Annotated in this window: 13 protein-coding genes; 4 read left to right on the top strand and 9 right to left on the bottom strand. The window is 70.3% G+C overall.

Features of this window, described 5'->3' with window-relative positions; translation table 11 throughout:
- Positions 1–29: 29 nt before the first annotated feature.
- The 3 genes from ACH4D5_RS15395 to nth form a co-directional block, all read right to left on the bottom strand.
- The gene (locus tag ACH4D5_RS15395; RefSeq protein WP_398302319.1) at positions 30–1,235 is read right to left on the bottom strand and encodes a MarP family serine protease; all 1,206 of its coding nucleotides are present in this window, start codon (positions 1,233–1,235) and stop codon (positions 30–32) included.
- Positions 1,236–1,284: 49 nt separating this feature from the next.
- Positions 1,285–2,046, bottom strand: coding sequence for an NUDIX hydrolase (locus tag ACH4D5_RS15390; RefSeq protein WP_398302317.1), 762 nt, complete (start codon positions 2,044–2,046; stop codon positions 1,285–1,287).
- Positions 2,047–2,129: 83 nt separating this feature from the next.
- Complete coding sequence (nth, locus tag ACH4D5_RS15385) at positions 2,130–3,026, bottom strand: endonuclease III (RefSeq protein WP_398302315.1); 897 nt, start codon at positions 3,024–3,026, stop codon at positions 2,130–2,132.
- A gap of 358 nt (positions 3,027–3,384) precedes the next feature.
- Between nth and ACH4D5_RS15380 the strand changes: the two genes are divergently transcribed.
- Positions 3,385–4,059 (top strand): Crp/Fnr family transcriptional regulator, encoded by a 675-nt coding sequence (locus ACH4D5_RS15380; protein WP_016642758.1) that lies wholly within the window; start codon positions 3,385–3,387, stop codon positions 4,057–4,059.
- A gap of 96 nt (positions 4,060–4,155) precedes the next feature.
- Here the strand turns inward: ACH4D5_RS15380 and ACH4D5_RS15375 are convergent, their stop codons facing one another.
- From ACH4D5_RS15375 to ACH4D5_RS15360, 4 genes are all read right to left on the bottom strand, one after another.
- Positions 4,156–4,986 carry an MBL fold metallo-hydrolase gene (locus ACH4D5_RS15375; protein WP_398302314.1) on the bottom strand — a complete coding sequence of 277 codons (831 nt, stop codon included), beginning with the start codon at positions 4,984–4,986 and terminating at the stop codon, positions 4,156–4,158.
- 46 nt (positions 4,987–5,032) lie between these two features.
- On the bottom strand, positions 5,033–5,902 hold the full coding sequence (locus ACH4D5_RS15370) for an NUDIX hydrolase (RefSeq protein WP_398302313.1): 870 nt from the start codon (positions 5,900–5,902) through the stop codon (positions 5,033–5,035).
- A 131-nt stretch (positions 5,903–6,033) separates the two neighbouring features.
- Positions 6,034–6,504 (bottom strand): RidA family protein, encoded by a 471-nt coding sequence (locus ACH4D5_RS15365; RefSeq protein ID WP_362987746.1) that lies wholly within the window; start codon positions 6,502–6,504, stop codon positions 6,034–6,036.
- Entirely contained in the window at positions 6,501–6,662 is a 162-nt protein-coding gene (locus tag ACH4D5_RS15360; protein WP_003975360.1) for a DUF4177 domain-containing protein, read from the bottom strand. Before ACH4D5_RS15360 ends, ACH4D5_RS15365 begins: the two co-directional genes overlap by 4 nt.
- Positions 6,663–6,744: 82 nt before the next feature.
- Here ACH4D5_RS15360 and ACH4D5_RS15355 point away from each other — a divergent pair, with 82 nt between their 5' ends.
- Positions 6,745–7,725 carry an ArsA-related P-loop ATPase gene (locus ACH4D5_RS15355; RefSeq protein WP_398302312.1) on the top strand — a complete coding sequence of 327 codons (981 nt, stop codon included), beginning with the start codon at positions 6,745–6,747 and terminating at the stop codon, positions 7,723–7,725.
- The gene (locus ACH4D5_RS15350) at positions 7,722–9,149 is read left to right on the top strand and encodes an ArsA-related P-loop ATPase (protein ID WP_398302310.1); all 1,428 of its coding nucleotides are present in this window, start codon (positions 7,722–7,724) and stop codon (positions 9,147–9,149) included. Before ACH4D5_RS15355 ends, ACH4D5_RS15350 begins: the two co-directional genes overlap by 4 nt.
- A 58-nt stretch (positions 9,150–9,207) precedes the next feature.
- Here ACH4D5_RS15350 and ACH4D5_RS15345 read toward each other — a convergent pair whose 3' ends face one another.
- On the bottom strand, positions 9,208–9,552 hold the full coding sequence (locus ACH4D5_RS15345; protein ID WP_030782081.1) for a WhiB family transcriptional regulator: 345 nt from the start codon (positions 9,550–9,552) through the stop codon (positions 9,208–9,210).
- Positions 9,553–9,936: 384 nt separating this feature from the next.
- Here ACH4D5_RS15345 and ACH4D5_RS15340 point away from each other — a divergent pair, with 384 nt between their 5' ends.
- Positions 9,937–12,267, top strand: a complete 2,331-nt coding sequence (locus ACH4D5_RS15340) for a transglycosylase domain-containing protein (RefSeq protein ID WP_398302308.1) — start codon at positions 9,937–9,939, stop codon at positions 12,265–12,267.
- Positions 12,268–12,376: 109 nt separating this feature from the next.
- Here ACH4D5_RS15340 and ACH4D5_RS15335 read toward each other — a convergent pair whose 3' ends face one another.
- Entirely contained in the window at positions 12,377–12,841 is a 465-nt protein-coding gene (locus ACH4D5_RS15335; protein ID WP_398302306.1) for a GatB/YqeY domain-containing protein, read from the bottom strand.
- Positions 12,842–12,917: the final 76 nt, after the last annotated feature.

Below are 12,917 nucleotides of genomic sequence, written 5' to 3'. Positions count from 1 at the left end.
CCGGCCGGCCGGGCCCTCCCGCCACCGCTCTAGAGCGCGCAACCCTGGCTGTCGACCTCTTGGTTGGCGGTGCGGCCGCGCTCGATGTCCTCGCGCACCTCGTCCGTCGTCAGTACGTACCCGGTGTCCGGGTCGTCGAGGGACTTCGCGAAGACCACGCCGTAGACCTTGCCGTCGGGCGTGAGCAGCGGGCCGCCGGAGTTGCCCTGGCGGACCGTCGCGTAGAGCGAGTACACATCACGGCGCACGGTGCCGCGGTGGTAGATGTCCGGGCCCTTGGCCTGGATGCGGCCGCGCACGCGCGCGGGGCGGACGTCGTAAGGCCCGTCCTCGGGGAAGCCCGCGACGATGGCGCCGGCGCCGCTGGGCGCGTCCTGCGACGTGAACCGCAGCGCGGGCGCCTTCAGCGTGGGCACGTCCAGTACGGCGATGTCCCGCTCCCAGTCGTAGAGCACGACCTTCGCGTCGTACACCTGGTTCTGATCGCCTATCTGGACCGTCGGCTCGTCCACGCCGCCGACCACGTGCGCGTTGGTCATGACGCGGCGGTCGGCGAAGACGAATCCGGTGCCTTCCAGGACCTTGCCGCAGCTGCGGGCCTCACCGCGGACCTTCACGATGGAGCGCTTGGCCTCCGTCGCGACCTTGCTCTTGGCGAGCTTGGGGTCCGGGGGCCTCACGTCCTTGATGGGCTCGTTCGAGAACGGGCTGAAGACCTGCGGGAAGCCGTTCTGCGCGAGGACCGACGAGAAGTCGTTGAACCACGTGTCGGCCTGGCCCGGCAGCGCGCGGGAGACCCCGAGGAGGACCTTGGAGCTGCGCACCTCCTTGCCGAGCGTCGGCAGCGTCGTGCCCGCGAGGGCGGAGCCGATCAGCCAGGCGACGAGGAGCATCGCCACGACGTTCACCAGGGCGCCGCCCGTCGCGTCCAGGGCGCGGGCGGGCTGCCAAGTGATGTATCTGCGGAGCTTGTTGCCGAGGTGGGTGGTGAAGGCCTGGCCGATCGAGGCGCAGACGATCACGATGACGACGGCCACCACCGCCGCGGTCGTACTCACCGTGGCCGCGTCGTCGTCCTTGACGGCGTCCCAGATGATCGGCAGCAGATAGACGGCGACGAGGCCGCCGCCCAGGAATCCGATCACCGAGAGGATGCCGACCACGAAGCCCTGGCGGTACCCCACGACCGCGAACCACACGGCGGCGAGCAGCAGCAGGACGTCCAGCACGTTCACCGATTCAATCCTCGCCTCGCATCGCGGTCGCCCATTCCACGCAACCTTGTCATGCGTGCCAGTCGAGCGGGACCCGCCTGCCGCGGTCCCAGGGGCGCTCCCAGCCCGCGAAGTGCAGGATTCTATCGATCACGCCCGCGGTGAAACCCCAGACCAGAGCGGACTCGACGAGGAACGCCGGGCCGTCGTGGCCGCGGGGGTGGACCGCCGTCGCCCGGTTCGCCGGGTCCGTGAGATCGGACACGGGGACCGTGAAGACCCGCGCTGTCTCGTTCGGATCGACGACGCCCACCGGTGTCGGGGTGCGCCACCAGCCGAGCACGGGGGTCACGACGAAGTCGCTCACCGGGATGAAGAGGCGGGGCAGCACGGCGAAGAGCTGGACGCCCCTGGGGTCGAGCCCCGTCTCCTCCTCGGCCTCGCGCAGGGCGGCGCGCAGCGGCCCTTCACCCTGCGGGTCGCCGTCCGCGGGGTCGAGGGCGCCGCCGGGGAAGGAGGGCTGGCCCGCGTGCGAACGGAGGGAGCCCGCGCGCTCCATCAGGAGCAGCTCGGGACCCTTTTCGCCCTCTCCGAAGAGGACGAGTACGGCGGACTGGCGTCCGGCGCCGCTCTCCGGGGGCAGGAAGCGGCTCAGCTGGAGCGGCTCGACGGTCCGCGCGGCGTGGACGACCGGGTCCAGCCACGTGGGCAGGCCCGCGGTGCTGAGCAGGGGGCTGCCGTCACTCGTGCCCGCATGGGTGTTGCTCGGGTGGGTGTTGCTCAGGTGGGTATTGCTGGTCGTGCTGTCCGTCATGTCGCTCGCGTGCGTCATCGGCACCCCCGTCCGTCTCTGGACAACGCTCTTGGCCCTGTGGTTCGTTCCACCCGGTGCTGTCGGTACTCGTCCGTGGCGCCTCACCCCGCGGCGAGCGGCGGTGCGGGCTTGCCCGGGTAGTCCGGCGGCGGCTTGAGGCGCTGGCCCGGGAAGCCGCCCTTCTCGTACTTCAGCAGCTTCTGTGCCTTCTCCGGGTCCGTCTCCCCTTCCCCGTACGCCGGACAGAGCGGGGCGATGGGGCAGGCGCCGCAGGCGGGCTTGCGGGAGTGGCAGATGCGGCGGCCGTGGAAGATCACCCGGTGCGAGAGCATCGTCCACTCGCTCTTCGGGAAGAGCGCGGCGACGGCCGCCTCGACCTTCTCCGGGTCGGTCTCCTCGGTCCACTTCCAGCGGCGGACAAGGCGGCCGAAGTGGGTGTCCACGGTGATGCCGGGGACACCGAACGCATTGCCGAGGACGACGAACGCGGTCTTGCGGCCCACTCCGGGCAGCTTGACGAGGTCGTCCACGCGGCCGGGGACCTCACCGCCGAAGTCGTCCCGCAGGGCCTTCGCCAGGCCCATGATCGACTTGGTCTTGGCCCGGAAGAAGCCGGTGGGCCTGATCAGCTCCTCGACCTCTTCGGGGACGGCCGCGGCCAGGTCCTCCGGAGTCGGGTACTTGGCGAAGAGGCGCGGGGTCGTCTGATTCACCCGCAGGTCGGTCGTCTGGGCGGAGAGGACCGTGGCGACCAGGAGCTCGAAGGGGTTCTCGAAGTCCAGCTCCGGGTGGGCGTACGGATACACGTCCGCGAGCTCGCGGTTGATCCGCCGGGCGCGGCGGACGAGGGCGGTCGACGGCTTCTCGGGCGTCGCCTTCTCGCGGGTCACCTTCCCGGGCGCCGCCTTCTTCTTCGCGGGCGCCGCCTTCTTCTTCGCGGGCGCCGCCTTCTTCTCCGGAATCGCCTTCTTCTCGGGCGTCGTCTTCTTCGCGCTCACAGGGCCGACCTCTTCGCCGGGGACATCAGAAAAGCTGTCCGTTTTGTCGCTTTATTGGAAGCATTGGACGCGTGTTCGCCCACAGCGGAATCCTGGAGGGCGGCCACCGGCTCAGCCCCCTCGGCCTGTGCTCTCACCGGCTTTTTGGACACCCGGCCAGCCTAGAGCCCGACACTGACATCCGTCCCTGACCCCATGGATCGGCCCCCAATTGGCCCCCTCCCGCACAGCTCGCGGCGCCGGTGCGGCAGACTTGTGACTGATCACACTGTTTGGACCGTCCGGCAAAATGGGGAACACGGACCCCTGATATGCGGGGAACCAAGATCCCCTGAGCAGGTCGACAAGGAGAGAACTCGTGGACGACGTTCTGCGGCGCGCCCCGCTCTTCGCGGCGCTCGATGACGAGCAGGCCGCGGAGCTCCGCGCCTCCATGAGTGAGGTGACGCTCGCGCGCGGGGATGCTCTCTTCCATGAGGGCGACCCCGGAGACCGGCTGTACGTGGTCACCGAGGGCAAGGTGAAGCTCCACCGCACCTCGCCCGACGGCCGCGAGAACATGCTCGCGGTGCTCGGCCCCGGCGAGCTGATCGGTGAGCTCTCGCTCTTCGACCCCGGCCCGCGGACCGCCACGGCCTCCGCCCTCACCGAGGTGAAGTTGCTCGGCCTCGGCCACGGCGACCTCCAGCCCTGGCTGAACGCCCGGCCCGAGGTGGCCGCCGCGCTGCTGCGCGCCGTCGCCCGGCGCCTGCGCAAGACCAACGACCAGATGTCCGACCTCGTCTTCTCCGACGTGCCCGGCCGCGTGGCCCGCGCGCTCCTCGACCTGTCGCGCCGCTTCGGCGTGCAGTCCGAAGAGGGCATCCACGTCGTGCACGACCTCACGCAGGAAGAGCTCGCCCAGCTGGTCGGCGCCTCCCGCGAGACGGTCAACAAGGCGCTCGCCGACTTCGCCGGTCGCGGCTGGCTGCGGCTCGAGGCCCGCGCCGTGATCCTGCTGGACGTCGAGCGCCTGGCCAAGCGGTCGCGCTGACGCTTTTTCTGTACGCGGTCTGACACGTTCCGACGCGTTCTGTACGTGGATGGGTCCCGCCTCTTCGGAGGCGGGACCCATCGCGTTTTCCGGCCGTCAGATCAGCCCGTGTTCCCGCAGGTAGTCCAACTGCGCCCGGACCGAGAGCTCCGCGGCCGGCCACAGGGAGCGGTCCACGTCGGCGTACACGTGTGCGACGACGTCCGCGGCCTCCGTGTGGCCGTTCTCCACGGCCGTCTCGACCTGCGCCAGCCGGTGGGCGCGGTGCGCCAGATAGAACTCGACGGCCCCCTGGGCGTCCTCGAGGACCGGCCCGTGCCCCGGCAGGACCGTGTGGACGCCGTCGTCGACCGTCAGGGAGCGCAGCCGGCGCAGGGAGTCCAGATAGTCGCCGAGGCGGCCGTCGGGGTGCGCCACGACCGTCGTGCCGCGTCCGAGGATCGTGTCGCCCGTCAGGACCGCGCGGTCGGCGGGGAGGTGGAAGCAGAGCGAGTCCGCCGTGTGGCCGGGGGTGGCGACGACGCGCAGCTCCAGGCCTCCCGTGGTGATGACGTCGCCGGCCGCCAGGCCCTCGTCGCCGAGGCGCAGGGCGGGGTCCAGGGCGCGTACGTGGGTGCGCGTCAGCTCCGCGAAGCGGGAGGCGCCCTCCGCGTGGTCGGGGTGGCCGTGGGTGAGCAGGGTCAGGGCGACGCGCTTGCCCATCTTCTCGGCCGTCTCGACGACGCGGCTCAGGTGGGCGTCGTCCAGCGGCCCCGGGTCTATGACCACCGCCAGCGGGGAGTCCGGCTCGGAGACGATCCAGGTGTTCGTGCCGTCCAGGGTCATCGCGGAGGGGTTGGGCGCGAGGACGTTGACCGCGCGGGCGGTGGCGGGGCCGGTGAGGACTCCGCCGCGGGGCTGGCCGGGGAGGGCGGCGGCATCGGTCATGCGGGGGTGACTCCTGTCCTGTCTGGGCGGGGGTGGCAGGGTGAGGTCACCGCTCGCTGCCCGCGGCGATGTGCTTGGTGAACTCGTCGTGGCCCGGCCAGGAGAGGACCAATGCGCCGTTCTCCAGGTGAGCTTGTGCGAGGACCGGTGCCATGTCCTGGGAGGGGGCGGCGGCGAGGGCCGCCTGGGGCGTCGGGTGGGCGCTCAGGGCGCGCAGGGTCGCGATGGTGGGCGGCATCATCAGGAGCTCGCCCTCGTCGTAGCCGGCGGCCGCCTCCGCGGGGCGGATCCAGACCGTGCGGTCGGCCTCCGTGGAGGCGTTGCGGGTGCGCTGGCCCTCGGGAAGCGCGGCCACGAAGAAGAACGTGTCGTAACGCCTGGGCTCAAACTCGGGGGTGATCCAGCGGGCCCACGCGGCGAGGAGGTCGCTGCGCAGGTGGAGGCCGCGGCGGTCCAGGAACTCCGCGAAGGACAGGTCACGGGCCACCAGGGCCTCGCGGTCGGCCTCCCAGTCGTCGCCCGTGGTGTCGCCGACCACCGTCTCCGGAGTCGGCCCCGCGAGCAGGACGCCCGCCTCTTCGTACGTCTCGCGGACCGCGGCGCAGACGATCGCCTGGGCGGCGGCCTCGTCCTCGACGCCGAGCCGGGCCGCCCAAGACGCGCGCGGGGGCCCTGCCCAGCGCACCAGATGGTCGTCGTCGCGCGGGTCGACGCCGCCGCCCGGATACGCGTACGCGCCTCCGGCGAAGGCCATGGAGGCGCGTCTGCGCAGCATGTGTACTTCAGCGCCCTCCGTGCCGTCCCTGAGCAGCATGACGGTCGCGGCGCGGCGCGGGGTGGCCGGAGTCAGCTCGCCGCTCGCGAGGGCGCGGATGCGGTCGGGCCACTCCGGGGGGTACCACTGCCCATTTGCCATGGGCGGAGGCTATCCCCTAGTGGGCTGATGTTCGAGAGGCAACAATCGGGCCCTACGGAGCGCCGCTCGGTGTGAACGGCCACTCCGGAGGGACGGTTTCTCCGGAGGGACTGTTCTCCGGAGCGACCGTTTTACGCCTCTGTGAGCTCCACCTGGAACTCGACCTCCACCGGGGCGTCCAGCGGCAGCACGGCGACACCCACGGCGCTGCGGGCGTGCACGCCCTTGTCGCCGAAGACCTCGCCGAGGAGTTCGCTGGCGCCGTTGATCACGCCGGGCTGCCCGGTGAAGTCCGGGGCCGAGGCGACGAAGCCGACGACCTTCACGACACGCGCGACGCGGTCCAGGTCACCGGCGACCGACTTGACCGCGGCCAGCGCGTTCAGCGCGCAGGTGCGGGCCAGGTCCTTGGCCTCCTCCGGGGTGACCTCGCCGCCGACCTTGCCGGTCACGGCGAGCTTGCCGTCCACCATCGGGAGCTGGCCCGCGGTGTAGACGTACACGCCGGACTGGACGGCCGGCTGGTACGAGGCCAGCGGCGGCACGACCTCCGGCAGCGTCAGGCCGAGCTCGGCGAGGCGGGCCTCGACTGCGCCGCTCATGCCTGCTTCTCCCGCTTCAGGTAGGCGACGAGCTGCTCGGGGTTGTTCGGCCCGGGCACGACCTGGACCAGCTCCCAGCCGTCCTCGCCCCAGGTGTCCAGAATCTGCTTCGTGGCGTGGACGAGCAGAGGCACGGTTGCGTATTCCCACTTGGTCATGTGGCCGACTGTAGTCGGTGTCGGGGGCTGCTCAGGGTGGGCTCCTGCATGGTCCGGGCGGCGACTGGTTAGGCTCGGAAGGGTGAGCAGGCTCCAGGTCGTCAGTGGCAAGGGCGGTACCGGCAAGACCACGGTGGCCGCGGCCCTCGCGCTCGCCCTGGCGACGGAGGGCAAACGCACCCTCCTCGTCGAGGTCGAGGGCAGGCAGGGCATCGCGCAGCTCTTCGAAACCGAAGCGCTGCCCTATGAGGAGCGGAAGATCGCCGTCGCTCCCGGGGGCGGGGAGGTGTATGCCCTCGCCATCGATCCCGAGCTCGCGCTGCTCGACTACCTCCAGATGTTCTACAAACTGGGGGGCGCGGGCCGGGCCCTGAAGAAGCTCGGCGCCATCGACTTCGCCACCACCATCGCGCCGGGCCTCCGTGACGTGCTGCTGACCGGCAAGGCCTGCGAAGCCGTGCGCCGCAAGGACAAGAGCGGGCGGTACGCGTACGACTGCGTGGTGATGGACGCCCCGCCGACCGGCCGCATCACCCGCTTCCTGAACGTGAACGACGAGGTCGCCGGGCTCGCGAAGATCGGCCCGATACACAATCAGGCACAGGCCGTGATGCGGGTCCTGAAGTCCCCCGAGACGGCCGTGCACCTGGTGACCCTCCTGGAGGAGATGCCGGTCCAGGAGACCGCCGACGGGATCGCCGAGCTGCGGGCCGCGCAGCTGCCCGTGGGCCGGGTCATCGTCAACATGGTGCGTCCGGCCCTGCTGGGCGACGCCTCGCTGGAGCGCGGCCTCGACCGGACGCCTCGTACGGCCATCGCCAAGTCGCTGTCGGCCGCCGGGCTCGGCGGTGCGCGCCGCGGCGGCGGCGCCGAGCGGCTGGTCGATCCGCTCCTGGAGCAGGCCGCGGAGTACGCCGAGCGGTACGCCCTGGAGCGCGACCAGCGCGCCCAGCTGACCGGATTCGGTCAGCCTCTGCACGAACTCCCGCTGCTCACCGGCGGGATGGACCTGGCGGGCCTCTACGAACTCGCCACGGAACTGCGGAAGCAAGGGATCGCATGACGAGCAGCCAGGAAGCGGCACGGACGCTGGCCCCCGGCCGCGTGCTGGACGTGGACTCCCTGATCGACGACCCGAAGACCCGCATCGTGGTGTGCTGCGGATCCGGCGGCGTCGGCAAGACGACCACGGCGGCCGCCATCGGGCTGCGCGCGGCGGAGCGGGGCCGCAAGGTCGTCGTGCTCACCATCGACCCGGCGCGCAGGCTCGCCCAGTCCATGGGCATCGACTCCCTCGACAACGTCCCGCGGCAGGTCAAGGCGATCGACGGCACCGGTGAGCTGCACGCCATGATGCTCGACATGAAGCGCACCTTCGACGAGATCGTCGAGGCGCACACGGACAAGGAGCGCGCGAGGGCGATCCTCGACAACCCCTTCTACCAGTCGCTTTCGGCGGGCTTCGCGGGCACGCAGGAGTACATGGCGATGGAGAAGCTGGGGCAGCTGCGGTCCCGGGACGAGTGGGACCTGATCGTCGTGGACACGCCGCCCTCGCGCTCGGCGCTGGACTTCCTCGACGCCCCGAAGCGCCTCGGGTCCTTCCTGGACGGGAAGTTGATCCGGCTGCTCATGGCGCCGGCGAAGGTGGGCGGCCGGGCCGGGATGAAGTTCCTGAACGTCGGCATGTCGATGATGACGGGGGCCCTCGGCAAGCTGCTCGGCGGGCAGCTGCTGCGTGACGTACAGATGTTCGTGACGGCCATGGACAGCATGTTCGGCGGTTTCCGTACGCGGGCGGACGCGACGTACCGGCTGCTGCAGGCGCCAGGAACGGCGTTCCTGGTGGTGGCTTCGCCGGAGCGGGACGCGCTGCGGGAGGCCGCGTACTTCGTGGAGCGCCTCGCCGCGGACGACATGCCGCTCGCCGGTCTCGTACTGAACCGGGTGCATGGCAGCGGCGCCGCTCAGCTGTCGGCCGAGCGGGCACTCGCCGCCGCGGAAAATCTTGAGGAGAGCGGCATTGTGGATCAGGGGGAGGGGAAGGTAGGAGTTCGTAACTCCCACGATAATCAGGCGACTTCAGAGGAACCCGCGACTCCAGAAGACCCCGGGCCCACCGAGGCTCCCGCGCCGTCCGAGGACCCCGCACCGTCCGAGGACCCCGCGACCACCGCAGCGACCACCGCAGACTCCGCGACCAGCGAGCCCCCCGCGGTCACGGAGAACCCTGCCGTCACTGAGAACCCTGCCGTCACGGCCGCCACGAAGACCCCTGCGGCACCCGACCCGTCCGTCGAGCAGTTGACCGCGGCTCTGCTGCGGCTGCACGCGGAGCGCATGCAGCTGCTCACACGGGAGCAGCGCACGCGCGATCGCTTCACCGCGCGCCACCCCGAGGTGGCGGTCGCCGAAGTGGCCGCACTGCCCGGGGATGTGCATGACCTTGCGGGGCTCCGGGCCGTAGGGGACCGGCTGGCGGGCTGACGGAACGTGGGGTTCACCGGCCCGGACACCCCGGATCAGGTTTCATCGCCCTGACGGCCTACCCCACCGCCGCGTAGCTCTCGTACGTCTCCTCGTCCTCCAAGTCCACGGGCAGCAGGCCCGCGCCGCGCTCGTACTCGGAGCGCGCTGTCTCCAGGAGCCTGCGCCATGAGGTGACGGTGGGACGCCTGCGCAGCAAAGCGCGACGCTCCCGCTCCGTCATGCCACCCCACACGCCGAACTCGACGCGATTGTCCAGCGCGTCGGCAAGGCACTCGGTCCGCACCGGACATCCGGTGCACACCGCCTTGGCCCTGTTCTGCGCTGCTCCTTGAACGAACAGTTCATCCGGATCGGTAGTGCGGCAGGCCGCCTGCGCACTCCAGTCGGTTACCCAGCCCATACCGGCGCCGTCCTCTCCCGAATCGAGGCTCCCCCACGGCGGCAGCGGCATATGCACCGCCGCCAGTTGAGGACGTTACGGAAGGTGGGCACAGCGCAACACCCCCTTCGGGCCCAATCTTGGATGGCCCGAACGGACTATGCGTAAGCGGCAGATCACCCGACGGAGTGAGCGGGCGACATCCGTGAGGAACCCGGCATTCCGGGACAGTTCAGTTGAGTCACAACGGACGACGGGCGCCACATGAGGCGAATTCGGACAGGAATTCGTCGGATCCGGAAGCGATGCAGGGCTTGTTGCCGAACCGCACCGCTGTGACAGTTGGGAGCAGCTTAGGCCAAGGCATTAAGGCCTGTCCGGCGAATCAGAACGTAGGCTGCCCTCATGGGAAAGAAGCGCTCGGGCGGTGGTCTGTCACCAACTCAGCAGGCCGCGAAGTTCCTAGGAGTCAGCGTCCTGGCAGGTGCGGTGCTGGCCGGGATCGCCCTGCCCGCGGCCGGGGCACTGGGCCTGGCGGCCAAGGGCTCGGTCGAGTCGTTCGACGAGATCCCCGCCAACCTCAAACAGCCGCCGCTCAGTCAGCGCACCACGATCCTGGACAACAAGGGCGGGCAGATCGCGACGGTCTACTCACGTGACCGCACGGTCGTGCCGCTCAAGGACATCTCGCCGTACATGCAGAAGGCGATCGTCGCGATCGAGGACGCCCGCTTCTACGAGCACGGCGCGGTCGACCTCAAGGGCATCCTGCGCGCCCTCAACCAGAACGCGCAGAGCGGCGGCGTCTCGCAGGGCGCGTCCACGCTCACGCAGCAGTACGTGAAGAACGTCTTCGTGGAGGAGGCCGGCGACGACCCGACGAAGGTCGCCGAGGCCACGCAGCAGACGCTGGGCCGCAAGATCCGCGAGCTGAAGTACGCGATCCAGGTCGAGGACAAGCTCGGCAAGAAGCGCATCCTCAAGAACTACCTGAACATCACGTACTTCGGTCAGCAGGCGTACGGCATCGAGGCCGCGGCCCAGCGGTACTTCTCCAAGCACGCCAAGGACCTGAAGGTGCAGGAGGCCGCGCTCCTCGCCGGCATCGTGCAGTCCCCCAGCAGGTACGACCCGGTCAACGACGCGGCCGAGGCCACCAAGCGGCGCAACGTGGTGCTGCAGCGGATGGCCGACACGCACGACATCTCGCAGGCGGAGGCCGACGAAGCGAAGAAGACCGACCTCGGCCTGAAGGTGAGCCGCCCTAAGAACGGCTGCATCACCTCGGTCAGCGGCGCCGGCTTCTTCTGTGACTACGTGCGCGAGGTGTTCCTCAACGACCCGGTCTTCGGCAAGACGAAGGAAGAGCGGGCCAAGGTCTGGAACCGGGGCGGCCTGAAGGTCCGCACCACGCTGGATCCGCAGGCCCAGGACTCGGTGCAGGCCTCGATAAAGGATCATGTGAACAAGACCGACGACGTGGCGACCGCCGCCACCATCGTCGAGCCGGGCACGGGCAAGATCCTCGGCATGGGCCAGTCCCGTCCGTACGGCTTCAAGAAGGACGAGACCACGATCAACCTCTCCGTGGACGACTCCATGGGCGGCGGCGCGGGCTATCAGCCCGGTTCGACGTTCAAGCCGATCGTCGCGGCGGCGGCCCTGGAGGGCGGCAAGTCGGCGGGTCAGAGCTACTCGTCCCCGTACGAGATGCCGTATCCGGAGCGGGTGGCGACCTGTGACGGCAAGGAGTGGCGGAACTCGGGCGGCGCGAAGCTGACCAACGAGAACGAGTCCGAGGTCGGTCCTTACGGCATGGAGGAAGCGACCGCGAAGTCGGTCAACACCTACTACGTGCAGCTCATCGGCGACATCGGCATCTGCCCGGTGACGAAGCTGGCCGACAAGATGGGCGTGAAGCGGGCCGACGGCAAGGAGCTCGTGCAGGCGCCGTCGATCGCCCTCGGCACCCAGGAGATGTCACCGCTGACGATGGCGGGCGCGTACGCGACCTTCGCCTCGCGCGGCACGTACTGCACGCCGATCGCCATCGAGACGATCACGACGCTCGGCGGCAAGTCGCTGCCGGTGCCGAAGTCGACGTGCTCGCGTGCCATGTCGGAGAAGACGGCCGACACCATCAACACGCTGCTCCAGGGCGTGGTCGAGGACGGCACGGGCAAGAAGGCGGGGCTCGGCTCCCGCCCGAGCGCGGGCAAGACGGGTACGACCGACTACCGCTACGCCGCCTGGTTCGTGGGCTACACCCCGAACATGTCGGGCGCGGTCTGGGTCGGCGACCCGATGCACAAGCGGCAGATGGTCGACATCACCATCGGCGGCGTCCCGTACGACAAGGTGTTCGGTGGCGAGGTGCCGGGCCCGATCTGGCGCGACGCGATGAGCGGCGCCCTCGCGGGCAAGCCGGCGCCGGGCTTCAACACCGTCCACATCCCCGGCGGCAAGAGCAAGGACCGGGACCACGGCGGCGGCCACGACGACGGGAAGCCGGGCGGTGACGGCGGCAGCGGGAACGGTGGCGGCGGTGCCGGTGGTCCCGGCGGCAACGGCGGCGGTGGCAGTGACGGTGGCGGGATCGGCGGTGGGGGCGGCGGCGAGCCCTGGCCCGGCTTCTCGATCCCGCCGGACGTGCTCGGCGGGAACGGGAACGGTGGCGGTCACGGTGGCGGCGGGAACGGCATCGGGGGCGGGATCGGCGGGGGCTGGCCGCGGTAGTCCCGGCTCGCTGCATCGGCTGATACGTGGATGAGGGCGCCCCCTGAGGCAGGGGGCGCCCTCATCGCCGTACGGACCCTTCCCTCCATGAAAGGCGAGGGATCGGCTCTCAGCCCGCGAGAAGCTTCTTGACCGTGGCGGCGACGCGGCCGCCCTCGGCCAGACCCGCGACCTTCGGATTCACGATCTTCATGACCTGACCCATGGCACGCGGCCCCTCCGCACCGGCGGCCTTGGCCTCCGCCACGGCCTGGGCGACGATCTCCTGGAGCTCGTCGTCGGAGAGCTGCTTCGGGAGGTACTCGGCGAGGATCTCGCCCTCCGCCTTCTCCTTCGCGGCCTGCTCGGCGCGGCCGCCCTCGGCGAAGGCCTCGGCGGCCTCGCGGCGCTTCTTCGCCTCGCGGGCGATCACCTTCTGCACCTCGTCATCGGAGAGCTCGCGCGCTTCCTTGCCCGCGACCTCCTCCTTCGTGATCGCGGTGAGGGTCAGCCGGAGCGTCGAGGAGCGCAGCTCGTCGCGCCCCCGGATCGCGGCGGTGAGGTCTTCGTGCAGCTTCGCCTTGAGGGTGGTCATGGGTTGATTGTGGCAGGTGCGGAGAGTTGTCTGCCCCTCGATTTCCGCTCGGTCGGCGTGCCGGGGGCGGGCATCG

The sequence above is a fragment of the Streptomyces sp. NPDC018029 genome, assembly GCF_044327655.1.
Classification (GTDB): Bacteria; Actinomycetota; Actinomycetes; order Streptomycetales; family Streptomycetaceae; genus Streptomyces.
Note: the sequence above shows the minus strand (reverse complement) of the source record. Positions and strands in the feature narration are given on the sequence as shown.

Bases quoted from the DNA above. Each gene is read 5' to 3' on its own strand.
- ACH4D5_RS15390 (WP_398302317.1), bottom strand. From the start codon at position 2,046: ATGACGCACGCGAGCGACATGACGGACAGCACGACCAGCAATACCCAC.
- ACH4D5_RS15375 (WP_398302314.1), bottom strand. From the start codon at position 4,986: ATGACCGATGCCGCCGCCCTCCCCGGCCAGCCCCGCGGCGGAGTCCTC.
- ACH4D5_RS15370 (WP_398302313.1), bottom strand. From the start codon at position 5,902: ATGGCAAATGGGCAGTGGTACCCCCCGGAGTGGCCCGACCGCATCCGC.
- ACH4D5_RS15365 (WP_362987746.1), bottom strand. From the start codon at position 6,504: ATGAGCGGCGCAGTCGAGGCCCGCCTCGCCGAGCTCGGCCTGACGCTG.
- ACH4D5_RS15360 (WP_003975360.1), bottom strand. From the start codon at position 6,662: ATGACCAAGTGGGAATACGCAACCGTGCCTCTGCTCGTCCACGCCACG.
- ACH4D5_RS15350 (WP_398302310.1), top strand. From the start codon at position 7,722: ATGACGAGCAGCCAGGAAGCGGCACGGACGCTGGCCCCCGGCCGCGTG.
- ACH4D5_RS15345 (WP_030782081.1), bottom strand. From the start codon at position 9,552: ATGGGCTGGGTAACCGACTGGAGTGCGCAGGCGGCCTGCCGCACTACC.
- ACH4D5_RS15340 (WP_398302308.1), top strand. From the start codon at position 9,937: ATGGGAAAGAAGCGCTCGGGCGGTGGTCTGTCACCAACTCAGCAGGCC.
- ACH4D5_RS15335 (WP_398302306.1), bottom strand. From the start codon at position 12,841: ATGACCACCCTCAAGGCGAAGCTGCACGAAGACCTCACCGCCGCGATC.